The organism is Rhodococcus sp. ZPP, assembly GCF_017656075.1.
In the GTDB taxonomy this organism is placed as follows: Bacteria; Actinomycetota; Actinomycetes; order Mycobacteriales; family Mycobacteriaceae; genus Rhodococcus_F; species Rhodococcus_F oxybenzonivorans.
On sequence record NZ_CP058638.1, the window covers coordinates 1,302,133 to 1,326,585 of the forward strand.

A 24,453-nucleotide genomic window follows, 5' to 3' on the forward strand; every position below is an offset into this window, starting at 1 on the left:
TATGGCGGACCGCACAACGTCACGAGGAACGGTTTCGGTGCTGCCGGGCTGTTCACTCTGGTAAAAATGGTTGCGGCAAGCACCATCGTGCGGCTGTTAGCGTGTGACTAGGTGCTCGGACACCAAGGTGGCAGCGGTTGATTGTCTGTGTACCCAGATGGATAGTCACCACCGGTTAGTGGGATGTATAGGAATACCTTGTAGCAGGGACGCGCTGGTACCTCTCCCGGCTCAGATACTGGCGCGGTGACATTGAAGTCCTCTCGAGTTGGAAAGACCCAGCAGTTAACAGCTGGGAAGCTCGGCAGGTAGTGCTGGACGCACGCCTTGGCATTGTCCACCATCGTCGCAAAGTCTTGCGTGTTTGCAACGTACATGACCTCGACTTTGCCTCTTGGATTCTCGCCAACGACTTTGTAGTCAGCTATCTGCGACTCGTTGAACCCCTCATCCGTTCCTTCAGGCACCGGCTCACGGGCGATACCGTTGTCCCATGCCCGGTTCGGGCCGGATGAACCGTCGTCAGAGTCGGCCGACGAGCAACCTGCGAGCGTAGCGATGCCGAACATCGCTGCAACCAGCCCCGTACCCAGCTTCATGGCGTCCTCCTCGATCGCGCCTCCAGTAGAGCTACAGACTTCCTGAGTACCCGCGAAGGTGGTCCGCTACCTACGACGAGCCGGTCCGCCTATGTCTTGTGCGCTCAAAATGGATTGACGCATTCCTCCATTCAATCGCCTCACCGTGCCAAAACTCGCCGCCTGATAGTTCGCGAACAGTTCCCTACCCACCACCGGCAGGGGATTAAGCAATGCATCAACAAAGGACTCTCGGCCATTTCTGTCCCTATTCGCATTTCTGCTCGGTCACAACTCCGGCCGCTGGATGCTGAACCGCCGGGCTACGTCATGGCGGTAGAGAAAGTATCGTGCCGCTTACCGCAATAACTGTGGGTCCGAGTGTATCGACGATCTCGCAAGAATTCTGACCCGGTTCGTAGCGATTGAAATTATGGTGCCCCCTACATCTTGCCTATCCCGACAGCACTCGCTCTTGGGCGTAAGAGTCTTCAGCCTGAGCTATCAGTTTGTTTATTACGGCCCAATTCAGCCGGTATGTAATCGCAGCCGCTATCGGCGCTCAAAGATGCGGAGATAGGCAAGCGGATGGGCGCGTTTAAAATAGGCAACTTTAACGAGCGGACTAAAGCGTATCGAGCAGGAAAGATGATTCAAGTGGATCAGCTCAACTATTCCTCAACAGCTCGAGACGAACGTCCTCCAATCCCTAGAGGAGAGTGCAGGGCGTAAGGGGATCGACGCGGTCATAGCGACTCCGGTCAGTCTCACCATCCCGAACACGCGCATTTAGGTTGTACTTGAACTATGTCGAGTTTCGATCCTCAGCGTTGAAGTTAGTGCGCGGCGAGCTGGTACTACTTCATTTCTGCACAGCTTATCGGCGTCCTTCCACTGCCGAGCCTTGTCCGTCGTGGTGACAGCGCGATGGCATCGACGTAGGTCCAAGCGAGCATCCGGCGGTGGAGGACTCGGTGAACGGGTCAGCCAACGCCCATCTCCCGCATGAAGTCGCGCGGATGGGCGGTTGGCAGTCAGTAGTGGAGGTCAGTAGGCATCCAAGGCACTGCGCCGGATCATGCCGGGGATCCTGGCGCGCCAGAAGCAATGCCTCCCGCACTGCCGGCTGCTCAACCCGCAATGGTTCAATCTTCAATGTGACATACACGGGCAAGCTTGAAGGACCGGCAGATTTTCAGGAAGTAACAAAAGTCCTCGGAAACCATGCGCCCGAGCCGATCCGAGAACATTGGGTGGAAGTCGGCGGGGTGCGTTATCCACCGAAACAAGTGTACCAAGTACTCAGTGGAGATCCCCGGTCAACATTCACGTCACACCGAGCTCTTGCGCGCCTCCGCAGAATGGGCTTCACAACCAGCACTTGCCAACCACGTAAGGATGGGCCCCACCGCGAGGCCACACTCGTTGAATCGCAGACGATTGACGGTGAGTTGTCGGCGTCCTTCGCGACGCTGCTCTCGTTTCTCACCGACCACAAACTCACGAATCACTTGGCATCCGCGGAGGAAGCCCTCGCTGGTACCGGGATTGCGGGATGCGACGACGCCGTCACCGAGTTTCGTTTCAGCGAGGATCTTCTCGACGCGGCCTTGGTCCCAAACGACGCAGCGGGATGCGCGAGATGACTTTTCCCGATCGGCCCAACCAGTACAGCCCGGACAGCCCCTCCCTCGGCAGCCGACGAAAACGCGCCACATTCGGCCTTGGTTCGTCGTCGGCGTTCCGATACTTCTCTTCGGTGCCTGCTCGATCGCGGTGGTCTCGAGCGTCGGCGGCGGCGACGACACGGCCGTCGCCACAGGCGGCGGTGGAGAAGACGCCACCACGAACAGCGGGCCGACTTCCCCGGCAAGCTCAGCAAGGACACGGCCGTGGTAGGGGGCGACGCGAACACCCGAGACAACCTCGCATGCACCGTGTCTCCGCTAGAAGCTGCGAGCAGTGTGATCGGCGAATACCTAGCTCGTTCGAGGTATTCCACTCATCGGTCGGCACTTCCACTATAGGCTCTGCATACCGCCGATGCACTGGTGCGTCCGCGAGGGAGATGAAAGGTTGGTGGCCTGAAGATGGCAGACGAACCTCACAAGGCTCCTGCGGGTTGGTATCCAGCACCAACTGGCGGCCAACGTTATTGGGACGGAAGGTCCTGGCTGGACTTGCCTTCGCCAACTGTGTCGAGCAGTCCACCCAACAGGGCACCCAGAATCTCACGAGGAGCGGCACTCACTGCCATCGCCGTTGTGCTTCTTCTAGGTGGGGCAGGAACCATGTGGAAGATTTGGCACGACTCGAGTTTGGCGGCAGCCGAAGAGGAACGGGCGAACGAAGCGCGGGAGGCGGAAGCAGCCCGCCTTGCGAGTCAACAACAGCGCCAAGATGCTGAGCGTGCCTCGAGGGCAGCATCGGTGCCAGCTATCGAATCGAGCATCAAGACGATGGCCGAGGAGCACGCTGGGAAGGGCCTGATCGACGGCTCAATTATTTCAGTCACTTGTTCACCCGTGAGCGGGGGCTCGACTGGCGATCTCACAGAAAGTACGACGGTCTTCGAATGCTTCGCAGCGACCCGAGACAACGGGGATGGCACCAAGAGTGGCTATAAATACCACGCAACGATGAACTGGACCACTGGGAAGGCAACCTACGGCCTCGGCGCTCCTTGACAACAGGTATCTCATGCACGTCGATGACCGAATTCGATCCAGATCCCGCACTGAGAATTCGTTATCTTTGTGTCATGAGCACTTCATGGCAGGACCCTGACGCCGTTTCGTCGATGCTCGACGACTGGGAGACGTGGGCGATAGTTGGACTCTCCGGCAACCCGGACCGGACGGCGTACCGCATCGCCCAGCTGCTGCAGGAACGCGGCAAGCGCATCGTTCCCATCCACCCTTCCGCGCCGACGGTGCTGGGCGAGCAGGGTTACCCGACTCTCGCGGACGTGCCGTTCCCCATCGATGTCGTGGACGTGTTCCGTCAGTCCGACGCCGCGGGGGAATTCGCTGACCAAGCCGTCCAGGTGGGGGCTAAAGGCGTGTGGTTCCAGCTCGGCGTCATCGACGAAGAAGCGTTCCGACGCACGACCGAAAAGGGACTGGCCATGGTGATGGATACGTGCCCGGCAATCGAGTGGAACAAGCGGAGCTGACTGGCCGATCCAAGCGTAGGTCGGGTCGGGCAGTTTCGAACGTATGACTACCCTGGACCGAAACCGTGCAAATCGGACAGCGATCCGGCACGGCGCCCGGTCGTCAAACGGAAGGTTCTACCCATGGCCATCGACTACACCCGTCGCCCCTCCACTCCGGCCACACCGCAGGGCGGGGTGAATCTGAGCAAGGTGACGTTGTCGAAGGCAGCACCGTCGGTCAGCCTCACGAAGTCGGGTGAGCGGCAGGGCGCGATGCGGGTCAACCTCAACTGGTCGACTGGCGTGGCGCCGCAACCGAAGAAGACCGGCTTCTTCGCGAAGCTCGCTGCGGCCGCCGGCGGAAGCACCGGCATCGACCTGGACCTCGGCTGCCTCTACGAACTCGCCGACGGATCGAAGGGCGTGGTCCAGGCACTCGGCAACACCTTCGGATCGCTGCAGGACGCCCCGTTCATCAAGCTCGACGCAGACGACCGCACCGGCACCGTGACCGGCGGCGAGAACATGCACATCAATCTGGATCGCCCGGAGATGTTCAAGCGCATCCTCATCTTCGCGATGATCTACGACGGCGCACCCAACTGGGCAGCCGTGGACGGTGTCGTCACCCTCTTCCCCACCAGCGGGCCCGAGGTGGAAGTTCGACTCGACTCGTCGAACAGCTCCGCTCGCATCTGTGCCATCGCGATGCTGCAGAACACCGGACAAGGCATCACCGTCACCCGCGAAGTGAAGTACATCGAAGGCAGCCAGGCCGACCTCGACAAGGCCTACAGCTGGGGCATGAAGTGGGCGGCCGGCCGCAAGTAGCAGCGCGGGCCGTACCGCTTCGGATCGAATGTCACGCTCCACCGCGCTAACGTCGGATCCATGTTCAGTACAGAGATCGAGGTGCGCACCGGCGCTGAGCCGGTGGTGCACGACCTGACCCGTGAGATCGAGAAATTCCTCGCCTCGGCCGGCGCCGGCGATGGCCTGCTGCATGTGTGGGTGCCACACGCCACAGCGGGGCTCGTCGTCATCGAAACCGGCGCGGGCAGCGACGACGACCTCCTGCGGGCAATCGACGACGTGCTGCCCCGCGACGACCGGTGGAGGCACAGCCACGGCAGCCACGGACACGGCCGCGACCACGTGCTGCCGGCGTTCCTGCCGCCCTACGCGTCGGTGCCCGTCATCGACGGAACCGTTGCGACGGGGACCTGGCAATCCGTGTGCCTCGTCGACACCAACGTCGACAACCCGGTGCGCCGCGTCCGATTCAGCTTCCTCGCCGGGTGAGCTGACGTGGGGGGCGAACTCCTAGTCACATATACGCGAGTGCCCGTGCCGTGGAATAAGTTTCGGGCAGGTTCGCCGCCTCGTCGGTGGATGAACGGTCCACCCACGTTTCCAGTGCAGCTCGGAGTACTGCGATCGACACATCGACTGCCAGTCGAATCTGCAGTTCGGAACACTCGAATCGCTTCGACACCGCGTCGACCAGAGCCGCGGTCCGTCCCACGCTCGCACGTGCCAACACGGCACGCAGCGTCGGCTCCTTCTTGATCATCCGGTTCACCCGCAACAATCGCTGAGATGCGATCGACGAACTGTCCGAATAAGTCGTGAGGGCCGCAGCGAAGGACGCTTCCAGCGCGAGCCTTGGTGAGACATCGGAATCGAGCCGATCGAGCCCCGCGCCAAGGATCGCCTCGAAGGCCCAGTGATCCCGCAGCGCGGCCTCTTCCTTGGTGGCGAAGTATCGGAAGAAGGTCCGCTGAGACACGCCCGCCGACTGCGCGATCTCACCGACCGTCGTGGCCTCGACACCCTTGCTCTCGAACAGGGTGAGTGCAGCCTCGCTGATCTCCACGCTCGTCTGCACACGCCGCCGCTCACGCAAGCCGAGCGGGCCGGTAGGCAGATCAGGCGACACGGGGAGGGTTCCAAGTCTGGTCATCAATGGCCCTCGCAATCAGTAGGGGCACTCACCGGTCATCGTTCCCATCTGGTCACCGGTTGTCAATATGGCAGCGTGTGCCATAATGACAGGGAAGGGTGGTAGTCAATGAATCTCAATATCGGTGAAATCTTCCTGTACCCGCACCATGGGTCCGTGACGGTAACGAAGCTCACGACCCGGATGTTCAACGATCTACCCACTGCATACGTGCAGTTCGAAGTCGCCCAGAATGGGCTGTCGATCGAGATCCCGGTGGCGAAAGCCGAGGCGATCGGTGTGCGCAACGCGATCAATCACGACGAAGTCGGCCGCGTCTTCGAGATCCTGCAGGGTCCGACCATCGACGACCCGTCCAACTGGTCCAGGCGGTTCAAGGCCAACCAGGAAAAGATCACCGTCGGTGGCATCTTCACGGTGAGTGAAGTGATCCGCGATCTGATGACCCGTGCGCAGGCCAAGCCGCTCTCAGCCGGAGAGAAGCGCCAGCTCGAGCACGCAATGCAGCTCGTCATCTCCGAACTCGTCCTCGCCATGAAGACGACCCCCGAGGCCACGAGACGCCGTATCGAATCGATCTACGAAACCACCGCCGTCGCTGTCTAGTTCGGCGGTTCGTGTTGTGTAATCACCCAGCGTTTTTCCAACGGCAGCAGCCCGGACAAAAGGTCCGGGCTGCTGCCGTTGTTATTGAACCGCAATCACTTCCGCCCGCTGCGACGGCGGAACTACCGCGACGGTGGCCGTTCAGCTACTACCGAACAAGCCGCCCAACGACCCGGTTCCCGAGCCGGCCCCGTAGGTGATCACCACGGACGATACGGCGTCGACACCGGCAGCACCGATGGTCCCGTCGGGCGCGTAGGACGAACCGCCTCCGCCTCCGCCGCCACCGAAGTTCTCGGCGCCCCCGCCACCGCCGAACCAGCCGCCGCCTCCCCCGCCCCCGGTCTCGGATCCGGCTCCGCCGACTCCGACGAGGCCCGCCGATCCGTCGGGGTTGTCACCACCGTTGCCGCCAACACCGCCCGCGTCGGCCTGACCGCCACCACCGGCTCCTCCCCCGCCGCCGGCCTGGCCCGCCGGCGCGTTGGGAGCGAGGTTGCCGGATCCACCGATGTAGGTGTCGCCTGCGCCGCCGCCACCCGAGGCGACGATCTGCCGATCGGCCATCTCACCCGTTCCGGTCCGGATGTCGGACGCGCCGCCACCCCCGCCCGCGCCGGTCCCTCCGACGCCGCCGCCGTTGAACCCGGCCGCGCCCGTGTCGTCGCCACCGTTGCTGCCGACGAGCACATACAGGGCGTCGCCGGGCGTGACGGGAAGTGCGCGAGTTGCGACAGCGCCGACGCCGCCGAGAACGGAACCGGCGTTTCCACCGCGAGCACCCGTAGCGGTCACGTCCAGGCTGGTTATGCCCTCCGGCACCGTGAAGGACTGGGCACCGCCGGTGAACGTGAAGGTGCACGTCACCGCACTGCCCGGGCCCTGCACGCAACCCGTCGGCAGTGCCGGGGCGGCCACGGCGACACTGGGCGCGAGCAGCGCGGATGCGCCGACTACGGCCGCCCCGCACACCCCGCTCGTGTACCAGCGGCGCCGTGTTTTCGTGTGCTGATCTGTCATATCAGTCGTCCCCCGTCGCAGGCTGATCTCGATCGATCGTCTCGATTGGGAGCATCCCACAGCATTTGCCGACCCGCGGCGGATCGAGGGATCGGGAGGAACCCATTGCCGGAATGTCGCACGGTACCGAGATACTCCGCTGCAAGTCCTCGATGAGGTTCGTAGACTGCGAAGAGTCTGCGCCGCAACCTATCCGATTACCTTCATCCCACGATGAACCCGAGCCTGGACAGGAGTTTCATAGGGTCAGAGCGACCCAGTTAGTACGTTGCGAAGGCGGCCGTCGCCGCGAACCCTGGTCAAGAACCTAATTAGTGGACCGGCGGAGTTCGTGTAGGCAATTCCGTCACCTTTGCGGAGTCACTGTTGGCGGCAGAATACTCCTCTCTGACCACTCCGTCTGCCGCCTATGCCATTATCCGGTTATGCCTGATTTCGGAGACAATCGCCATCGCGAGCACCTACTGGCGAAACATGCTCGAGTTTGGGAGCCACACGTCGCGCCGATTAATCACCTGGCAAACCGGATCGCCGATGCCGAGGGTATCCCGCGTGGTCACGTCCCCTACGTCGACCCGGATCTAGGCGGAATACATGCACGGGTCCTGGTCTTGCTGGACAATCCAAGCAGGAAGGCCAAAGCCGGTACCGGATCTGGCTTGCTGAGCCTTGACAACGACGACCGCACTGCGTGGACCTGCCGACTGGCGTACAAGGAGGCGGGAGTCGACTGGCGGTCTGTCGTTCACTGGAACTCCTGCCCATTTCCCACCGCCAGCAAGGGCCCTAGATCTCTCGACTCGGAACGAGCACGCGCCGCGCGTTGGACCCGCGAACTTGTCACCCTTTGTAGCAATCTCGAGTTCGTGCTGTTGTTAGGCGGACCTGCACGCGATGGATGGCGCCGCGCTGGACGACCCAGTAGCCTAGTCGTGATCGGCCAAGGTCGCGACATCCCTCACTGCTCCGGGCAGGGAATTGCCACGGCGGATGCCAAAAAGCGGTTTTATGGCGCGATCGCTGAGCTCGCCGGGCGGCTGAGGAACGGCGGCAACGCGCGCCGCAACGCTGATGTTTTTCAGGACTAGGTGAGGCGCTGCATCTCGCATTCAGTCATGGTTCTCACCCTTTCGAAGACCGTCACTGAAAGTTTGACAATATGGTTGGACCGGCGTTCGCCGGGAATTGTGCGCATGACATTCGCCCAGTTCGCCGGAATAACCTCTTGAATTCCTCCGAGGGCGGCGAAAGCTGAGGATGTGAATGTCATGGGTAGACGCCAGCGAAGGTTCTGAGAGGAGTCCACCCAAGCGGACGCAAGCCTCACGTCTAAGTCGCGATTCGACTTGGGCACTATGCGCTGATCCGACAATGAGAGCCCACTCGCAGCCCAACGGACATCCATGAAAGCCTAGACAATCGGGACGTATGCCATCCCCAGAGCGGACAACTAAGTATCCAACGAGGATGGAACCGCCGAAGGCTTGTTCGCGCAGGTCACCGCGATTACCAGGAGCCAAGCTTAAGCCTCAACGACAACCGGGCCGGCCAATCCGGTGAGTCGTTGAACGAAGCCGACTGAGAAATGATCAATACCTGTGGATCGGGGAGGGCGCACCTTCCCGGATGATGATCTGCAAGAAAACAGGTATTCGATCAAGGCCAGCGCTGCAACGCTGGTTGGGAAGGTACGCCCGTGCTTACGGTAGTACACGACAACGACCGCTCCGACGACGACGACGGGCGGTCGTTGCTCGACGAGATCGTCCGTGACGGTGCCCGGCAGATGCTCGCGGCCGCGCTGCAGGCGGAGGTCGCCGCCTATATCGAACAGTTCGCTGACCAGGTCGACGAGAACGGTCGCCGCCTGGTGGTGCGCAACGGCTACCACCACGAACGCGACGTCCTGACCGCCGCTGGTGCGGTCAACGTGAAGGCCCCGCGGGTCAACGACAAGCGCGTCGACCCGGACACCGGCGAGCGACAGCGATTTTCGTCCGCGATCCTGCCGGCCTGGGTGCGCAAGTCCCCGCAGATGAACGAGGTGCTGCCGCTGCTGTATCTGCACGGGCTCTCCACCAGCGACTTCGGCCCGGCACTCGAGCAGTTCCTCGGATCGGGTGCCGGGCTCTCGGCGGCCTCGATTACCCGGTTGACGACGCAGTGGCAGGACGAGGCGAAGGCCTTCCAGGATCGGGACCTCTCCGGCACCGACTTTGTCTATGTGTGGGTCGACGGCATCCACCTCAAGGTGCGGCTCGAGCAGGACAAACTGTGCCTGCTGGTGATGATCGGCGTCCGTGCGGACGGACGCAAGGAGCTCGTCGCCCTCACCGACGGGTACCGCGAGTCCACCGAGTCGTGGGCTGACCTGCTGCGGGACTGCCGCCGCCGCGGCATGACCGCCCCGGTCCTCGCGGTCGGTGACGGTGCCCTTGGGTTCTGGAGGGCGCTGCGGGTGGTGTTCCCCGAAACCCGGGAGCAGCGGTGCTGGTTCCACAAGCAGGCCAATGTACTTGCTGCGCTACCGAAGACGGCACATCCCGGGGCGCTCGCGGCGATGAAGGAAATCTACAACGCCGAGGACATCGACAAGGCGCAAGTGGCGATCAAAGCCTTCGAACTCGACTACGGCGCGAAGTATCCGAAGGCGGTGAAGAAGATCACCGACGACACGGATGTGCTGCTCGAATTCTACAAGTACCCGGCCGAGCACTGGGTGCATCTACGCACCACAAATCCCATCGAATCTACCTTCGCCACGGTGCGTTTGAGGACGAAAGTCACCAAGGGCCCCGGATCCCGTGCGGCGGGACTTGCCATGGCCTACAAGCTGATCGACGCCGCACAGGCTCGCTGGCGTGCGGTCAACGCTCCGCATCTGGTCGCGCTCGTCCGAGCCGGCGCCGTGTTCCACAAGGGCAAGCTGCTCGAGCGTCCCACCGACATCACCCCCGACACCTCACCTGCCGAGCCCGCCAACGCCGGATCGGAGGTCGCCTGAAACTCACTCATCCACAGGTATTGACAATATCTCGCCGACTGGCGTCGAGGCATTCTGTCTAGATGGACGAGCTGTCTCCGCTGACCCCTGCCGAGGAAAGACTACTGAAAGCCGTTCGAGAGGATGAGGAGTGCAACCTCGCCGACGGCAGCTATCTGGTTCAGTCAGACGAAACATCTGACTGGGGCAAGGACCGCACGGTGCGTGCAGAGCTATTGCAGCAACTCATGCATAACAGGCATCTGACGGAGTACGTCGAAGCGATTGATCTGCGCGCAGCCCGGATCGTGGGGGATCTCCGATCGTCCGGACTCGACGAGGTGGTACCGATCGCTTTGATCGACTGTCGCATGGACGGCATCCTATGTAACGGGGCCTACTTTGGCGGCGACGTAAACTTCCATGGAACGACATTCACCGGTGAAGTAAAGTTCGACGATGCGATATTCGCTGGCGAGGCCCGTTTCGACGCTGTAACTTTCGAGGATGCTGCAGGGTTCCTCTCATCGACATTTCGCAAGGACGCGAAGTTTGGACGAGCGACCTTCTCGGACCACGTTATGTTCGGAGGCGCCGACTTTCACGGTGCCACTGACTTCGAAGGCGCTAAGTTTGCCACCGTGGCATGGTTCATCCAGACCACGTTCACAGATACTTCCACATTCCAAGGAGTAAGGTTCGACCATTTCGCGAGCTTTGAGGACGCGATTTTTGGTCGCCTTGCCGACTTCCGTGGGGCAACCTTTGGCGGCGCGGTCTTTACCAGAGCCATATTCACTGAAGATGCCCGATTCGATCGCGCCAGGTTCTCCGGCGCAGTCCAATTCTTGGACGCAACGTTCGCCCACGACCAGGTTTACTTCGATGAAGTGACTTTCACCGACACTGCACAATTCACGGGTGCGATCGCTCGCGAATGGAACCTACGATCGACGAAGTTCTTGGCATCCGACCCAGGCCCCTGGACTGGCATAAAAGTTGACCTCTCAAACGCGGTGTTGCACGAAAGTAGTAATATCTTTCTCACGGCGAGAGAAGTGATTGCTCGTCGGTTGCAAAGCCGCGAAAGTGTGCACCTCGAGGTTCACACAGAAAGTTTGGACCTTAGTGACGCAGAGTTTCTCCGACACAGCATCCTGTCGGTGCCGCCTCCTTCCACACGCCGGATCCCTCATCGGCCTCCGGACTCCAAAGGTCAGATATCCTTCCGTCGGAGATCTACAGCTACTGACCCGGATCGCGCATCTGACGCGCGCACTGAGGCCCGGAACGAGGCAAAGGTCCTCGCAGGACAACTCGCGAACGAAGTCGGGCTGTCAAAGCTGCCCGCCCGATGTGGCGTGACATCATTATCTCGCGCCAACGTCGGCGAACTCGTGATCGCCGGGACGGCGATGGACTCGTGTTCGTTCTCAGGCGCACACGGTCTCGACACGTTGACAATCAGTGAGGATTGCACCTTCCAACGCACAAAGTGGTCTCTACAGCGACCGACTCAATTCACTCGTCGTCGCGTGATCGCCGAGGAAGTGCTTTGGCGGCAGCAGCATGGGCATTTCTGGGGTGCCCAAGGTACCCCCCCGAACGCTCCTTCAGCACACATCGTCTCGAGCATCTATCGCGACCTCCGCAAAGGACTCGAAGACACGAAGAACGAGCCAGGCGCTGCGGATTTCTATTACGGCGAGATGGAGATGCGCCGCGTTGCACGCCGAGGATCGAGAACCGGGACGCCCAGCGACTTCCGAAGTGATTCTACCGCACTGACGGAAAGCGCTCTGCTTCACGCCTATTGGGCCGTCTCTGGCTACGGACTGCGTGCTTGGCGTGCGATTGCAACACTGGTTTTCGTGTTGCTCACCGCAGCAGGGCTTTTTACCAGCACCACCTTCGCTACCCGAACACCTCCACTACCACAAATCGAGAGTATCCAACCGATAACCGGTACGGCCACCTACAGCACCCCACCGCCGATCACCGCGCCGAGCTTTCCAGAGGCGCTTGAGTTCGCCGCCAGAGAAAGCATCTCACTACTCCAGATTCGTACCAGCGCGAGCGTAACCACGACGGGGCCTGGGACCGTCGTTGACTTTATTCTTCGATTGGCGGGGCCAGTACTTCTCGCTCTCACTGTCCTCGCGCTACGGGGCAGGACTAAGCGGTGACACCGCGGTTCCGAAGGTGCGGCCTGTGGACCGGTCCCGGATCTTGGTGCGGCGCGAGCATGTGGGCATTGACGCCGGTGTCCGTCGGGCGACACACAGAATGAGACTCGCTCGCCGGGGTACTCATCGCGCAGTCGGTCGACGGATTCGTTGACTGGGCGGACGTGTGGGCTGTAGCTACGTCGGAGAGGGTCTTCGCGGTAGCACTTTCTCGGTACCACTCATTGTTTCGACTCCGATCGGTCGGCTAGCTGTTTCGGGTCATGACGTTGCTGCAGTCGGTTTGCGTCCAGCCCGACGCTGTTTCCGTCATGCCGTAGGGCCGGGGATCCGCCCATTGTCGGAGAAATTGCCGAAGGTCGCCGCTCGACTCAATGCCGCACGACCGTACTGCTGGCATCACCGCCTTCCCGAAACGAGTCTTGCGGCAGATCTATTCCAACGACGAGATCCGGCGCCGGACCGATGTGGTCGGCACCTTCCCCGACCGCACTGTTAATCCGACTCGTTGGCGCCGGCCTCGATAAGCAACACGTGGATCGATCGCCCGGTCCGCAGCGACCACACCACCTTGAACGAACCCAAGCAGAAGGTGATACTCGCGGCTCTGACCGCTTAACTACCAGGCGAGGGATCACGCGACGCTGTCATACAACACGTCACGGACTTACTGTCCTGCAGTCTGAACGCCCGCTAAACGGGACCCGGCTCTTCGCGACCGGTCCGCAGCGGCTATGAAGGAGTGATAGACCGATTTGGTTTCGGAACCCAAGAGCAGTTTCTAGTGCGAGGTAAAGCAGATGAATGGTGCGGCGGCCATCGGTGATGGCATCTTCCAGATACCTGTCCCTATTACGGACAACCCCCTCGGTCACACACTGGTCTACGCGATGGAATCCCCGGGTGGGCTGATCCTCGTCGACGCCGGTTGGGACGACGACAACGCCTGGGCCGGGCTCACCTCCGGGCTGGAGGAGATCGGCCACTCGGTGAAGGACGTGGAGGGCGTCGTCCTCACCCACTTCCATCCCGACCACACCGGGCTGTGCGGACGGGTGCGGGAGGCGTCGGGTGCGTGGATCGCGATGCACGAATCGGACCACGAATTGTTCGCGCACATGTCTTCGGGTCGCAGCGACGAGTGGCTGGAGTTTCAGCGCCTCAACATGGTGCGTGCCGGGGCCGGCGCGGAGGAGGTAGCGGCGTTCGAGCAGGCGGCGACCACCGAGCCGCCCACGGGCCCGAGTTCGGCTCCCGACCGCGTTATCGTCGACGACGAACTGATCGCCCTCACCGGCCGCGGGCTGCGCGCCGTCTACACCCCCGGCCACACACCCGGGCACGTCTGCTTCTACCTCGAAGACGCCGACGTCATGTTCACCGGTGACCACGTGCTGCAGAAGACGACCCCGCATGTCGGCAACTTCGTCTATCCCCTCGAGGAGCGCGATGCCCTCGCCGAGTTCTTCGACTCGCTGCGCCGCGTGCAGAAGATGGAGATAACCCGTGGTCTCGGCGCCCACGGAATCCCCATCGACGACGTCGCGGGTCGCGCCGGCGAGCTGATCGAACACCACGAGGAACGACTCGACCACCTCCACCACGCGTTCGGCGACGACCAGCTCAGCGTGTGGGATGTGGCCGCACGCATGAAGTGGTACAAGCCGTGGGCCGACATCTCGCCGATGGGCAAGCACATGGCGCTCTCCGAGGGCGCGGCCCACCTGCGACACCTGGTCGCCCGCGGCCTCGTCGCACAGGTTCCGGGCAGCGATCCCGCCCTGTTCGCACGCATCTGATCCGGAGGCAGCACTGCGGCGTGATCGACGCAGTGTCACTGTCCGGGTGCCGCCGGCCGGACCTTGAAGAGGACTTCGGACAGCGGACGACGAGATGTGGTCGGAAGCGTCTGCTCATGGTCGCCACTCCCACCCGAATGAGTACTTGGGGCACCCCGGGGTCCACGGAGAGGTTTCCGGACGAGGGTACGAGTCGCCGGCATTTCGGTGAGGTGGGTGACCGGACAGGTGGCGAGCCCGTGGGATGCGCAGGCAGCAACACGGGCCGTGGTAGCTGTGATCGGGTGTGGGTGACTACCGTGCATCGTCCCCATCGTCGTGGCGCTGGAAGAACCACTCCGACTGATCCGGGAATGTCCGGCATCTCCGGCAGGTTGTAGGACATACCCACCGGGGTATGTGACAAGGGAGTGTCGACCATGAACCTGACCGATGTGCCACCGCGTGAGCATCTGCCGGGTCAACGCAGCGGCGGAGACCAGCGCTGGCCCGGCCCAGAACTGGTCGTTATCCGGGGTCCGGGGCCGACGAAGGGCGTGGCACTCCCCCTCGACCGTGATCTCACCGCGCTCGGAAGTCACCCCGACGCCGAAATCGTGCTCCGGCATGGCACAGTCTCGCGCCGGCATGCCCGAATCCGCAGAGACGGCGAGCGGTACGTCGTGTGCGACAGCGGATCGCTGACCGGAACCTATGTGAACCGTCTGCCGGTCGACTGCGCAGACCTGGCAGCTGGCGACGAGATTCGAATCGGCTTGTTCCGCATGCTCTTCCAGCTGCCCGACGCATTGTAAAGTCCTCGGCCGACGCAACGCATCGGGCGGCAGCGAGGATGCAGCGGTCGTTCCCGTGGCATCGCGAGCAGAAGTCCTCTAGCGATGGTAGTCGTCTGGTGTTCGGGTGCGATCATGTCGCCCGTCCTTCGTCGACGTTCCACCGTCGTGGTGTCCGGGAGCGATCTGCGCTCGCCGGGACGGCCGGATACCTATGTCGCGCTGGTGATGTCGGTGTCGTTCGCGTTGTCGTAGTCGTCGTTGATCAGCACGGTGGTACGGCCGGGTCGGTCGATTATCGAGGCGGCGATGGAGGCGCGGTAGCCGGAGGCGCAGTGCACCCAGATTTCCCCGTCGGGGAGGGTGCCCAGGTGGTCGGCGAGCTCGTGGAGCGGAATGTTGATCGCCCCGTCGATGTGGCTCTCCGCGTATTCGTTGCGTTGACGCACATCGAGGACCGTGGTGTCTTTCTCGCGCAGTGCCTCTGAGAGGCTAGGGAAGTCGGCGACCCGATAGGACCGCAGTTCGGTGCCGGCGGCGAGGGTGTGGATTTCGCCGATCGCGGCTCCGGTGAGGTCGTCGATGCCGATGCGGACCAGTTCGCGGCGGGCGTCGGTGACCTGGTCTTCGTTCTCGCCGATCAGGGTCAAAGGTGCACCCCAGCTGTAGAGCCAGCCGAGGTAGGTGACGAACGAGTCCGACAGTTCGAAGCCGAGGGTGCCGCCGAGGTGGCCGGCGGCGAAGGCGGTGCGCTCACGCAGGTCCACTACCCATTCCCCGTCTTCGATGCGGCGGCGGAGCTCGTCCGGGTCGACGGGTGCGGGCAGCGACAGGTCGACCGGGGTCGGCCCTTCGGTGTTGATCACGCCCATGTGCGCGTAGTAGGCCGGGTAGGCGGAGAGGCCTGCGATCAGTTCGTCGACGTAGCTTTGCTCGTCCTGGGTCAGGGCGGGGTTCGTGGTGCGTTGTTCGCCGACGGTGGAGGAGTTCCCGCTCGCGGGGGTGGCGGCGCAGAAGCTGCCGAATCCGTGGGTGGGGTAGACCTTGGTGTCGGCGGGGAGCTCGACGGCCAGGCGTCGCACCGAGTGGTACTGGGCGTGGGTCAGCTCCGCGGTGTGCTCCTTGCCGAGGAGGTCGGTGCGGCCGGTGGTGCCGAAGAGCATCGATCCACCGGTGAAGACTGCGTGAGGGGTGCCGGTGGCGTCACGAAGTACGTAGCTGACGTGGTGGTGGGTATGACCCGGGGTGTGCATGACCTGCAATTGGATGGGTCCGGCGTCGATGACGTCGCCGTCCCCGACGGCGCGCCGCTGGTAGCCGACGTCGTCGCCGGTGGGGACGACGTATTCGGCGCCGACGGTCCGGGCGAGTTCGAGGCCACCGGTGACGTAGTCGTTGTGGATGTGGGTCTCGAGGACGTGAGTGATCCGCACGCCCCGGTCGCGGGCCAGGGCCAGTACCCTGTCGATGTCGCGTTGCGGGTCGACGACGACGCCGACGGCGCCGGCGCTGATCAGGTAACTGCGGTCGCCCAGGCTCGAGGTCTCGATGATCGACACGTCCATGTTTCGTACCTTCCTCACATGCTCTTGTGGTGTTCGCATACCCGGGAGGGCATAGGCGACACGGTGTCGGGGGTCGGTCGTCGCCCTCCTCAGCGGAGAAGGATCGTGTCGACCAAAACGTAGGCGGCGACGACGAAGACGAGGTAGGCGAACCACCGCTGCAGCCGGTCGGTGTCGACCCTGGTGCCGAAGTGGCTGGCGATCAGGGACCCGGCGATCGCGGTGCCCGCGAACGCGGCGGTGATTGCCCAGTCGATGCTCGTTCCGCTCAGGTGCGAGACCAGACCGGCCGCCGAATTCGCGACGATGATGATCAGTGAGGTGCCGACTGCGACCGACATGTCCAGACCGAGCATCAGCACCAGGGCGGGGATGATCAAGAATCCGCCGCCGACACCGAACAGGCCGGTCAGGAAGCCCACCGCGATCCCGGCGGGGATGGATCGGGGGGCGCAGCGGCGCCAGTCGATCCCCGAGTCCCCGACCTCGCAGGCGGTGCCGGTGTCACCTCGATCCATCAGCATCCGAATCCCGGCGACGACCATCACGGCGGCGAAACCGATCAGGACCACCGATTGCGGCAGCAGGCGCCCGACCGCGCTGCCGGCGAAGGTGGCGGGAATGCCGCAGGCGGCGAAGACGCCGGCCATGCGCCAGTTCACTTGGTGATCGCGAATTTTCGGGATGGCTCCGGCGAGGGAGGCGACACCGATCACGAGCAGGGAGATCGGAATGGCCTGTTCGAGGTCGAGGCCGAGGCCGAAGACCAGGGCGGGGACGGCCAGGATCGACCCGCCGCCGCCGAGGAGGCCGAGCAGGACGCCGATGATCGCTCCGAGGGCGAGCGCGACGGTCAAAGTCACCGATCCTCCTCTCCATCAACGGGAATGGGCGGAAGCGGTGTCAGTCCTCCGATGCGCCCGCGCCCAATGAGTCGATGGCGGCCTGCAATGCTGCGGTGGCGTCGTCGGCGACCGCCCCGAGACCGGGTTGGTCGGCTACCTGAACCATCACTTGCGGGTTCATCGCATCGATCAGCACCGCACCCGGGTCGGCGGGGTCGGCGCGGACGACGACGTTGCACGGCAGCAGCAGCCCGATCTGCCGGTCCACGGTGACCGCGCGATGCGCCAGCGGCGGATTGCAGGCGCCGAGGATCAGATAGTCCTCCATGTCCTCACCGAGTTTCGCCTTCAGGGTGGCCTTCATGTCGATCTCGGTGAGGACCCCGAAGCCTTGGTCGGCCAGGGCGTTGCGGGTGCGGTCCACCGCGTCGGCGAACGAGGTGTGCAGGGTGGTCGACAGTGCGAGTGTCATGAGCGTGTTCTGCCTTTCTCTCGGAAAAGATGGATCAAATCGGTCGGTCACCGGCGCCGCTCATCGTCCCGATGGGGCGGGGCACGCGAACCCGGTGAGCAGCAGCCACTGCGACGGAAAGACCAGTGACAGTGCGATTCCCGCGACCACCATCGTTCCGGCGAGCAGCGGCGCGATCCTTTCGATCGTTCAGCCGCGCCGACGGGTCGCGTCGGTCATGGTCACCTTTCGTCGACGTCAAACGGAGGGTGGGGTGAAGGAGGCTCAGGCGAGGGCGAGGAAGAGTTTCTCGAGTTCGGCCTCGGTCATCGGCTCCTTGCCTTCCTGGGACTCACCGGTGAGACATTCGCGTAGGCCGGTGGCGACGATCTTGAACCCGGCCTTGTCCAGGGCCCGGGAGACCGCGGCGAGTTGAGTGACGACGTCCTTGCAGTCGCGGCCCTGCTCGATCATCGAGATCACCCCGGCGAGCTGCCCGTGGGCGCGGCGGAGCCGGTTGAGTACCAATGCAATGCTGTCTTCGTCGCCGACCATGGCGGTTTCCTTTCCTAGACCTCTCACCACTGTACCCCCCGGGGTATCGGAGTGTGGTGGGCAAGGGGCGCGCCTGCCCACCTCCGCACCGGCCTCAATGCGAGAAGTTGATCTTCGGCAGGACCTTGCGCAGCCTGGCCGGTGACCACCAGGCGGCGTGCCCGGTCAGCCAGAGCAACACCGGCAGCAGCACGAGCCGGATCAGCACCGCGTCGAGAAGGACGGCGACGCCGAGGATGATGATGCCCATCTCCTTCGGAGGCAACGGGTCGGCCAGGGCGAAGGTGAAGAACACCGCGACCATCACTGCGGCGGCGGGAACACAGTCGGCCCAGCGCACGGAGAATGCACCGAGGTCTACCTCACGCATATCAAACTCCTACATACCCCATGGGGTATCTACTAGCAGCTCGCTCACTGTACCCCAGGGGGTATGCAGGTCTGCAAGTGTGCCCGATTGCCCGCGACGCGAGCGAGCAAAGAGCCCAGAAGGATCCGCGCCAGTTCGGCTCGACGCCTGCTGTCGCGGGAACCTGGCCAGCCATGCGCCGCTTTCACCCGGCGGCGGTGAGGGCCCCACGGCTGGCCCGAGCGCATCGCTAGGACGACGACGGCAGTGCCGACTTCCGTCTCCAAGAAATTCCGGTCGAGATAACCGAGCATAAAATGCATACCCCCAGGGGTACTTGACATACCCCATGGGGTATATGGCACCATGTTGCTCATACGAGGACATCGACCCGATGGAGGAACGCATGATTCTCGAGCAGTACTACATCGAGTGCCTGTCGCACGCTTCATACCTGATCGGTGACGAGAGCACCGGCCGAGCGGTGGTGGTCGACCCGCGCCGGGACATCGGCGAGTACCTCGACGACGCCGACAAGCACGGGTTGCGGATCGAAGGTGTGATCAACACCCACTTCCACGCGGATTTCGTCTCCGGCCACCTCGAATTGGTCGAGGCAACCGGGGCGTGGATCGGGTTCGGCGAGGCCGCCGAGACCGACTACCCGATCCGCCGCCTAGCCGACGGCGAGCAGATCCGCCTCGGCGAGGTCGAGCTCGAGATCCTGTCGACCCCGGGACATACCTGGGAGTCGATCTCGGTGCTGGTGCGCGAGCGAGCGGGGGCGACCCCGACCGCGGTGCTGACCGGCGACTCGTTGTTCATCGGCGACGTCGGCCGGCCGGACTTGGTCAACCTCGGCCACGGATCCAACACCGACCTGGCCCGGGCAATGTACCGAACGGTGCACGAGAAGCTGCTGACCCTGCCCGATCAGGTCACCGTCATGCCCGCCCACGGCGCCGGCTCGTCCTGCGGGAAGAACCTCTCGACGGAGCTGACCTCGACTATCGGGGAGCAGCGCGCCACCAATCCGTCGGTGCAGCCGATGAGCGAGGACGTCTTTGTCGCGCTGGTCACCGCGGGACAACCCGCGGCGCCGTCCTACTTCTCGGTCGACGCCGCGATGAACAAGCGAGTTCATCCACTCCTCACCCGCGATCGGGCGATTCCCGAACTCCCGCCGGAGCGGGTGCGCGCCGAACTCGTCGCCGGTATCCGGGTGGTCGACGCGCGCAGCGTGGACGACTTCGCGGCCGGGCATCTGGGCGGCTCGGTCAATGTCGGGTTCGACGGCCGGTTCGCCGAGACGGGCGGGATGGTCGCCGAAGTGGGCGAGAAGCTGGTGCTGATTACCTACCCGGGCGAGGAGCAGGAGGCTGCGGTGCGGCTGGCGCGGATCGGCTCGGACAATGTGATCGGCTACCTCAACGTCGGCCACGACCGGCTCTTTCCCGCCGAGCTGGCTGATCTCGTGCAGTCGGCACAACGCACCACCATCGACGAGCTCGACGCCCTGCTCGCCGCCGCTGCGGTGACCCTGGTCGACATCCGCAACCCGGGCGAGCGGGAGTTCGGGACGATACCGGGAGCGGCGCCGATTCCGCTGGCGCAGTTGCGCACCCGGCTCGAGCAGGTACCCACCGGCAAGCCGATCGTGGTGCACTGCGCGGGCGGCTGGCGGTCGAGTGTGGCCGCGTCGCTGCTGCGGGCGCAGGGCTTCGAGAACGTAACCGACCTGCTCGGCGGTTACAACGCCTGGGCCGAGGCGCACGTCCCCGCCTGATCGTTCAGGCCACACGCAGTCCCGATCAACGAAGGAACCCAACGGATGACAACGAAAAATCTCACCCTCGTGGACTTCGAGTCCACGATCGCCGACAACGACATCGTGCTTGTCGACTTCTGGGCCTCCTGGTGCGGACCCTGCCGCGCCTTCGCCCCGGTTTTCGAGAAGTCCTCGGCCGCGCATCCAGATATCGTGCACGCGAAGGTCGACACCGAAGCCGAGCAGCAACTCGCCGCCATGGCGAACATCCGGTCGATCCCCACCATCATGGCCTTCCGCGAAGGCGTGCTCGTCTACTCCCGGCCCGGGGTACTGCCCGCGCCCGCCCTCGACGACCTGATCGGCCAGGTGAAGGCCCTCGACATGGCTCGGGTGCACGCGACGGTCACCGAACGACGCGCAGTCGCCGGCGCCTGACCCGAACCGTTCACCCGAGCCTCGCTCTGGTACCCAGGAGGATCCCCATGTGCTATCCCGTCACCTGCCCGAACTGCGGCAAAACAGGCTGGGGCGGTTGCGGCCGACACGTCGACACCGTCATGAGCTCCGTGCCTACCGCCGACCGCTGCACCTGCCGTCAGGACACCACCCCGGTCCAGGACCAGCGTCGCACCCTACGTTCATTCTTCCGCCGCTGACCGCCGGCCGAACGATCGGCTGCCTGAGGCGCGGCAAAACTTTCCTTTCGCGATGGCCAGCACGTGAAACGCGCGAGCGAACGTACCTCCCAGCCCGTAACGAACCGGCGATATCTCGACCACCATCGAAGTCGGCGCACTGACGAACGACGTGCTCACAAGATGCTCACCGGAGAACTCGCACATCGGGGGCGGATTCTTGGCCGGTCACTGATCGGTGAACGGCTGTCACGGGCACGGAAGGGCTGGTGATACTCGATCCTTGATTACCGCAAACGACCGGCGAGGTGCGCCGCCAGCAGATCGGTATCCGACAGCACCGCGATTGTCTCCCGCAACGCGTCGTAATCGTCGGCGCCCAGCAGGACCGCGGCAGTGCCCGTTGCGGGTGATCTCGACCAACTCGTGGGCATGTTCGGCCTCGTCGACCAGCAGCGACAGCTGGCAAACAGGTGGAAGGAAACCCTACCGACCGCCCCCGAACTGCTCCACGCGGAGAAAACTACCCCGATGATGCGAGAGTTCTCCGATTCGCCGGCGATGTCTCGCTGCGCCGTGCCACGCTCGAACGATGCAGACGGAGCGAGACCAGCTGCTGCTCACGGTGCGCAACCTCGCGCGGTTTCACCGCGAGCACGAGAAGTTTTATTCTGAATCACCATTTCATGACGTGATCCGGTTGCAACGAAATTCACGGGCATTACAGGCACTGGCCGAGCGGTGGTTGGTGGTCGAACCGTCTGGCGAGAAGTACCTCAGCCCGTTCGCAGGAGCTCCCGACCTCAATGAGGATCGCGCCACAGAGACGCTCGGGATCTTGTTCATGGAGGGGGGTGGCGAGCCTGCGGAGATCACGAATCTGAAACGTGATCTCCGCGCGCTAGCGGAGGCGAACCGGGCGACCGGGCAGTGGCTGACGTCCGCGATGTCCACGGCATGGGACATGTTGGAGGCATTGCTGAGCTACCCGGAACTTGCGGATCTGCTGGCCGAGCGGCACCGTATCGTGAGCAACGATTGGCAGTGCGCGTCGATGGCCGATCTCATCGCCCGCAACCTCGAGCGCGCGGTCGCGATCCTCGGGCGGGTCGACTTCACCACGGCCGCCCTGCGCGCGGATCTCACTGCGAACCGTGTCGTTCCGCGGTATATATTCTCCGTCTCGGAAATGCTCAATTTTGCCGCGGATCTCACGGCTCGCAGCGCGGTGCTCACGCACGAGAACGAGCGACGCTGGCGAATATTCCACGAGCGGGTCGATCAGATCCTCGGGGCCGCCGACCCCCCGTCGCCAACGAAATCCCACTGAAGGAACAGGTAAAGACGACGATTACGCCGACTTTACGATCAGTCTCGAGCGTCAACTCGCCCAGATCCAAGATGCAGGGAACCGTCAGAAGGCGGTCGCGGATATGCGCAAAGTCCTGGAACGATACGCCGACGGCCGCGACAGGCTTAGGCAACCGGTTCGGAATTCGGGCGACCTACGGCTGACCGAACTCGGTGCGGAGACCGAATCGACCGTGCGGTGGCTGCAGTCCCGGCGAACGTGACCAATGACCCTGCCGTATCAATCCGGCCCGGAGTGGAATGGAATGGGTTCGGGTCGCGTCCGGCGACCCCAGCTTCCACCAGGAGATGCCCGATGTTGCGCGGAGCGATTCCCGCCGGCCGGATTGCGGGCATCCGGATCTCGGTGCACTGGTCGCTTTTCCCGACACTTGCGCTGTTGGCTTCACTGCTGTCGCTGTCGATACTGCCGGTGCATTTCGCCGGTCGGCCCATTTTGCTCTACTGGATCATCGGCACGGTGGCCGCGGCAGGGTTCATCCTGACTCTCGTCGCGCACGAGTTCGCTCACTCCCTCGTCGCGCGCCGCCATGGCGTCTCTGTCGACCGAGTGACCCTGTGGTTGCTGGGTGGGATGTCCGAGCTGCGTGAGGAACCACCCGATCCAAAGGCAGACCTCCATATCGCACTCGCCGGACCGATCACCAGCCTGCTCATCGGTGTGGTCTCTCTGGTCGTCGCCTTCGCGGTCGAACAGGTCACCGGTCCGCTCGTGACCGCTGCCCTCGTCTGGCTCGGAACGGCGAACCTGATCGTTGCGATATTCAATCTGCTGCCGGGCGCGCCCTTGGACGGCGGCCGGGTGCTCCGTGCCGTCCTGTGGCATCGGAGCGGAGACAGGCTCGCCGCCGCCACGTCGGCGGCCAGGAGCGGGCGGGTCCTGGGACTGGTGCTGATCCTGCTCGGTGGCGCACAGGCGATCGTCTTCGGAAGCGGCGGAATCTGGTTGATGCTGCTCGGGTGGTTTCTCCGGTCGGCGGCGCATGTGGAACTGATGACCGCATCGGCACGGCACCGTCTCGGTGACCTTCACGTGGCCGATGCGATGACACCCACCCCCGTCGCCGCGGCCGCGGGTGACACCGTCGAAGAATTCCTGGCAAGTAAGGCATCGTCGTCCCACCACCGGATCTTCCCGGTCGTCGACCCGGACGTTCACCCCGTCGGGGTGATCACTCTGAGTGATCTGGCCCGGACAACCCCGGCGGCGCGACGCCGGACGACTATCGGGTCACTCGCACGGCCCCTGCCCGACACCGACATCGTGACCGGTGACACGCTGTTGGCGGACGTGACCAGGGCGGTGCTGCTCCGACCGGGTCTGGATCTGATTGCAGTCGTCGACCGTGAGCAGCACCTGACGGGCATCGTCACGGCCACCGACCTCGTGCGGGGCTGCGATCGGACCGCGCTCGGACTTCCCCTCCGCGACCATCCGACGATGCCAGGCAGTGGCAGTAGCAGTAGCAGTAGCAGTAGCAGTAGCAGTAGCGGCGGTCCCGACTGAACCGGATCGGCAGCAAATCATCCACCTAGCCCGCGAGACACCAACCGACGCTTCACCATCAACTCGACGGAACCCTCTTCCGCTGGTGCGCTCCCCTACCCCCAATCCGCGCGCAGCCCTCGGTGTTTACGCCGCCCGCGGACTAGGGGAAACGCCCGCCAGATCCCGAGCAGCGGTGCGGGCGAACATCATGCCGTGGGTGCAGCTGTAGGCGGAGCCGAACGCGGCCGCCAACAGGGCGACCTCGAGACCGAGGACCAGGGAGGACGACCAGGGTGGACATGGTGAGCGATGCCTGGTCGGCGAAGCCGATGATCCCGTCCGACGCCACCGCGCACA

The 24,453-nt window shown here is 63.6% G+C and carries 22 protein-coding genes and 2 pseudogenes; 15 read left to right on the forward strand and 9 right to left on the reverse strand.

The genetic code is table 11. The annotated features are described in order from the left end of the window. Positions 1 to 107 precede the first annotated feature (107 nt). On the reverse strand, positions 108 to 599 hold the full coding sequence (locus tag HYG77_RS06165; protein WP_208962138.1) for a hypothetical protein: 492 nt from the start codon (positions 597 to 599) through the stop codon (positions 108 to 110). A gap of 2,069 nt (positions 600 to 2,668) precedes the next feature. Here HYG77_RS06165 and HYG77_RS06170 point away from each other — a divergent pair. From HYG77_RS06170 to HYG77_RS06185, 4 genes are all read left to right on the forward strand, one after another. After that, positions 2,669 to 3,265, forward strand: a complete 597-nt coding sequence (locus tag HYG77_RS06170; RefSeq protein ID WP_208962139.1) for a DUF2510 domain-containing protein — start codon at positions 2,669 to 2,671, stop codon at positions 3,263 to 3,265. 74 nt (positions 3,266 to 3,339) lie between these two features. Next, positions 3,340 to 3,753 carry a CoA-binding protein gene (locus HYG77_RS06175; protein WP_208962140.1) on the forward strand — a complete coding sequence of 138 codons (414 nt, stop codon included), beginning with the start codon at positions 3,340 to 3,342 and terminating at the stop codon, positions 3,751 to 3,753. Positions 3,754 to 3,876: 123 nt separating this feature from the next. Next, positions 3,877 to 4,566, forward strand: coding sequence for a tellurium resistance protein (locus HYG77_RS06180; protein WP_208962141.1), 690 nt, complete (start codon positions 3,877 to 3,879; stop codon positions 4,564 to 4,566). Between the two features lie 60 nt (positions 4,567 to 4,626). After that, positions 4,627 to 5,037, forward strand: coding sequence for a secondary thiamine-phosphate synthase enzyme YjbQ (locus HYG77_RS06185; RefSeq protein WP_208962142.1), 411 nt, complete (start codon positions 4,627 to 4,629; stop codon positions 5,035 to 5,037). A 25-nt stretch (positions 5,038 to 5,062) separates the two neighbouring features. On the opposite strand, the gene HYG77_RS06190 is transcribed toward HYG77_RS06185, so the two are convergent. Then, positions 5,063 to 5,698, reverse strand: coding sequence for a TetR family transcriptional regulator (locus HYG77_RS06190; RefSeq protein ID WP_208962143.1), 636 nt, complete (start codon positions 5,696 to 5,698; stop codon positions 5,063 to 5,065). Positions 5,699 to 5,854: 156 nt separating this feature from the next. Between HYG77_RS06190 and HYG77_RS06195 the strand changes: the two genes are divergently transcribed. Next, on the forward strand, positions 5,855 to 6,304 hold the full coding sequence (locus HYG77_RS06195) for a CarD family transcriptional regulator (protein WP_244373494.1): 450 nt from the start codon (positions 5,855 to 5,857) through the stop codon (positions 6,302 to 6,304). 141 nt (positions 6,305 to 6,445) lie between these two features. On the opposite strand, the gene HYG77_RS06200 is transcribed toward HYG77_RS06195, so the two are convergent. After that, on the reverse strand, positions 6,446 to 7,324 hold the full coding sequence (locus HYG77_RS06200; RefSeq protein ID WP_208962144.1) for a glycine-rich protein: 879 nt from the start codon (positions 7,322 to 7,324) through the stop codon (positions 6,446 to 6,448). Positions 7,325 to 7,749: 425 nt separating this feature from the next. Between HYG77_RS06200 and HYG77_RS06205 the strand changes: the two genes are divergently transcribed. From HYG77_RS06205 to HYG77_RS06225, 6 genes and pseudogenes are all read left to right on the forward strand, one after another. Next, positions 7,750 to 8,412, forward strand: a complete 663-nt coding sequence (locus tag HYG77_RS06205) for a uracil-DNA glycosylase (protein ID WP_208962145.1) — start codon at positions 7,750 to 7,752, stop codon at positions 8,410 to 8,412. Between the two features lie 608 nt (positions 8,413 to 9,020). Continuing rightward, positions 9,021 to 10,328, forward strand: coding sequence for an IS256 family transposase (locus HYG77_RS06210; RefSeq protein WP_208962146.1), 1,308 nt, complete (start codon positions 9,021 to 9,023; stop codon positions 10,326 to 10,328). 62 nt (positions 10,329 to 10,390) lie between these two features. Next, positions 10,391 to 12,493, forward strand: a complete 2,103-nt coding sequence (locus tag HYG77_RS06215) for a pentapeptide repeat-containing protein (protein ID WP_208962147.1) — start codon at positions 10,391 to 10,393, stop codon at positions 12,491 to 12,493. A gap of 260 nt (positions 12,494 to 12,753) precedes the next feature. Continuing rightward, a pseudogene (locus HYG77_RS39455) lies at positions 12,754 to 13,027 on the forward strand (transposase); the annotation flags it as partial. Between the two features lie 266 nt (positions 13,028 to 13,293). Beyond that, complete coding sequence (locus tag HYG77_RS06220) at positions 13,294 to 14,292, forward strand: MBL fold metallo-hydrolase (protein ID WP_208962148.1); 999 nt, start codon at positions 13,294 to 13,296, stop codon at positions 14,290 to 14,292. Positions 14,293 to 14,711: 419 nt separating this feature from the next. Beyond that, positions 14,712 to 15,086: an FHA domain-containing protein gene (locus HYG77_RS06225; RefSeq protein WP_208962149.1), complete on the forward strand. Its 375-nt coding sequence runs from the start codon at positions 14,712 to 14,714 to the stop codon at positions 15,084 to 15,086. 191 nt (positions 15,087 to 15,277) lie between these two features. Here HYG77_RS06225 and HYG77_RS06230 read toward each other — a convergent pair whose 3' ends face one another. From HYG77_RS06230 to HYG77_RS06250, 5 genes and pseudogenes are all read right to left on the reverse strand, one after another. Then, the gene (locus tag HYG77_RS06230) at positions 15,278 to 16,630 is read right to left on the reverse strand and encodes an MBL fold metallo-hydrolase (protein ID WP_208962150.1); all 1,353 of its coding nucleotides are present in this window, start codon (positions 16,628 to 16,630) and stop codon (positions 15,278 to 15,280) included. 89 nt (positions 16,631 to 16,719) lie between these two features. Next, positions 16,720 to 17,493, reverse strand: coding sequence for a sulfite exporter TauE/SafE family protein (locus HYG77_RS06235; RefSeq protein WP_208962151.1), 774 nt, complete (start codon positions 17,491 to 17,493; stop codon positions 16,720 to 16,722). A 40-nt stretch (positions 17,494 to 17,533) separates the two neighbouring features. Beyond that, positions 17,534 to 17,947, reverse strand: coding sequence for a DUF302 domain-containing protein (locus tag HYG77_RS06240; RefSeq protein WP_208962152.1), 414 nt, complete (start codon positions 17,945 to 17,947; stop codon positions 17,534 to 17,536). Positions 17,948 to 18,211: 264 nt separating this feature from the next. Next, the gene (locus HYG77_RS06245; RefSeq protein WP_109328428.1) at positions 18,212 to 18,481 is read right to left on the reverse strand and encodes a metal-sensitive transcriptional regulator; all 270 of its coding nucleotides are present in this window, start codon (positions 18,479 to 18,481) and stop codon (positions 18,212 to 18,214) included. Between the two features lie 94 nt (positions 18,482 to 18,575). Beyond that, a pseudogene (locus HYG77_RS06250) lies at positions 18,576 to 18,797 on the reverse strand (MMPL family transporter); the annotation flags it as partial. Between the two features lie 439 nt (positions 18,798 to 19,236). Here HYG77_RS06250 and HYG77_RS06255 point away from each other — a divergent pair. Both HYG77_RS06255 and trxA read left to right on the forward strand, forming a co-directional pair. Beyond that, positions 19,237 to 20,616, forward strand: coding sequence for an MBL fold metallo-hydrolase (locus tag HYG77_RS06255; RefSeq protein ID WP_208962153.1), 1,380 nt, complete (start codon positions 19,237 to 19,239; stop codon positions 20,614 to 20,616). A 45-nt stretch (positions 20,617 to 20,661) separates the two neighbouring features. Further along, the gene (trxA, locus tag HYG77_RS06260; RefSeq protein WP_208962154.1) at positions 20,662 to 21,036 is read left to right on the forward strand and encodes a thioredoxin; all 375 of its coding nucleotides are present in this window, start codon (positions 20,662 to 20,664) and stop codon (positions 21,034 to 21,036) included. Positions 21,037 to 21,523: 487 nt separating this feature from the next. On the opposite strand, the gene HYG77_RS06265 is transcribed toward trxA, so the two are convergent. Next, the gene (locus tag HYG77_RS06265) at positions 21,524 to 21,670 is read right to left on the reverse strand and encodes a hypothetical protein (protein ID WP_230990132.1); all 147 of its coding nucleotides are present in this window, start codon (positions 21,668 to 21,670) and stop codon (positions 21,524 to 21,526) included. A 158-nt stretch (positions 21,671 to 21,828) separates the two neighbouring features. On the opposite strand from HYG77_RS06265, the gene HYG77_RS06270 reads away from it, so the two are divergent. Continuing rightward, positions 21,829 to 22,566: a hypothetical protein gene (locus HYG77_RS06270; RefSeq protein ID WP_208962155.1), complete on the forward strand. Its 738-nt coding sequence runs from the start codon at positions 21,829 to 21,831 to the stop codon at positions 22,564 to 22,566. Positions 22,567 to 22,902: 336 nt separating this feature from the next. After that, positions 22,903 to 24,114 (forward strand): site-2 protease family protein, encoded by a 1,212-nt coding sequence (locus HYG77_RS06275; protein ID WP_208962156.1) that lies wholly within the window; start codon positions 22,903 to 22,905, stop codon positions 24,112 to 24,114. Positions 24,115 to 24,453 lie beyond the last annotated feature (339 nt).

Bases quoted from the DNA above. Each gene is read 5' to 3' on its own strand.
- trxA (WP_208962154.1), top strand. From the start codon at position 20,662: ATGACAACGAAAAATCTCACCCTCGTGGACTTCGAGTCCACGATCGCC.
- HYG77_RS06185 (WP_208962142.1), top strand. From the start codon at position 4,627: ATGTTCAGTACAGAGATCGAGGTGCGCACCGGCGCTGAGCCGGTGGTG.
- HYG77_RS06240 (WP_208962152.1), bottom strand. From the start codon at position 17,947: ATGACACTCGCACTGTCGACCACCCTGCACACCTCGTTCGCCGACGCG.
- HYG77_RS06255 (WP_208962153.1), top strand. From the start codon at position 19,237: ATGATTCTCGAGCAGTACTACATCGAGTGCCTGTCGCACGCTTCATAC.
- HYG77_RS06270 (WP_208962155.1), top strand. From the start codon at position 21,829: ATGCAGACGGAGCGAGACCAGCTGCTGCTCACGGTGCGCAACCTCGCG.
- HYG77_RS06230 (WP_208962150.1), bottom strand. From the start codon at position 16,630: ATGGACGTGTCGATCATCGAGACCTCGAGCCTGGGCGACCGCAGTTAC.
- HYG77_RS06200 (WP_208962144.1), bottom strand. From the start codon at position 7,324: ATGACAGATCAGCACACGAAAACACGGCGCCGCTGGTACACGAGCGGG.
- HYG77_RS06190 (WP_208962143.1), bottom strand. From the start codon at position 5,698: ATGACCAGACTTGGAACCCTCCCCGTGTCGCCTGATCTGCCTACCGGC.
- HYG77_RS06215 (WP_208962147.1), top strand. From the start codon at position 10,391: ATGGACGAGCTGTCTCCGCTGACCCCTGCCGAGGAAAGACTACTGAAA.
- HYG77_RS06180 (WP_208962141.1), top strand. From the start codon at position 3,877: ATGGCCATCGACTACACCCGTCGCCCCTCCACTCCGGCCACACCGCAG.
- HYG77_RS06265 (WP_230990132.1), bottom strand. From the start codon at position 21,670: ATGCCCACGAGTTGGTCGAGATCACCCGCAACGGGCACTGCCGCGGTC.
- HYG77_RS06275 (WP_208962156.1), top strand. From the start codon at position 22,903: ATGTTGCGCGGAGCGATTCCCGCCGGCCGGATTGCGGGCATCCGGATC.
- HYG77_RS06220 (WP_208962148.1), top strand. From the start codon at position 13,294: ATGAATGGTGCGGCGGCCATCGGTGATGGCATCTTCCAGATACCTGTC.
- HYG77_RS06225 (WP_208962149.1), top strand. From the start codon at position 14,712: ATGAACCTGACCGATGTGCCACCGCGTGAGCATCTGCCGGGTCAACGC.
- HYG77_RS06170 (WP_208962139.1), top strand. From the start codon at position 2,669: ATGGCAGACGAACCTCACAAGGCTCCTGCGGGTTGGTATCCAGCACCA.
- HYG77_RS06165 (WP_208962138.1), bottom strand. From the start codon at position 599: ATGAAGCTGGGTACGGGGCTGGTTGCAGCGATGTTCGGCATCGCTACG.
- HYG77_RS06245 (WP_109328428.1), bottom strand. From the start codon at position 18,481: ATGGTCGGCGACGAAGACAGCATTGCATTGGTACTCAACCGGCTCCGC.
- HYG77_RS06175 (WP_208962140.1), top strand. From the start codon at position 3,340: ATGAGCACTTCATGGCAGGACCCTGACGCCGTTTCGTCGATGCTCGAC.
- HYG77_RS06205 (WP_208962145.1), top strand. From the start codon at position 7,750: ATGCCTGATTTCGGAGACAATCGCCATCGCGAGCACCTACTGGCGAAA.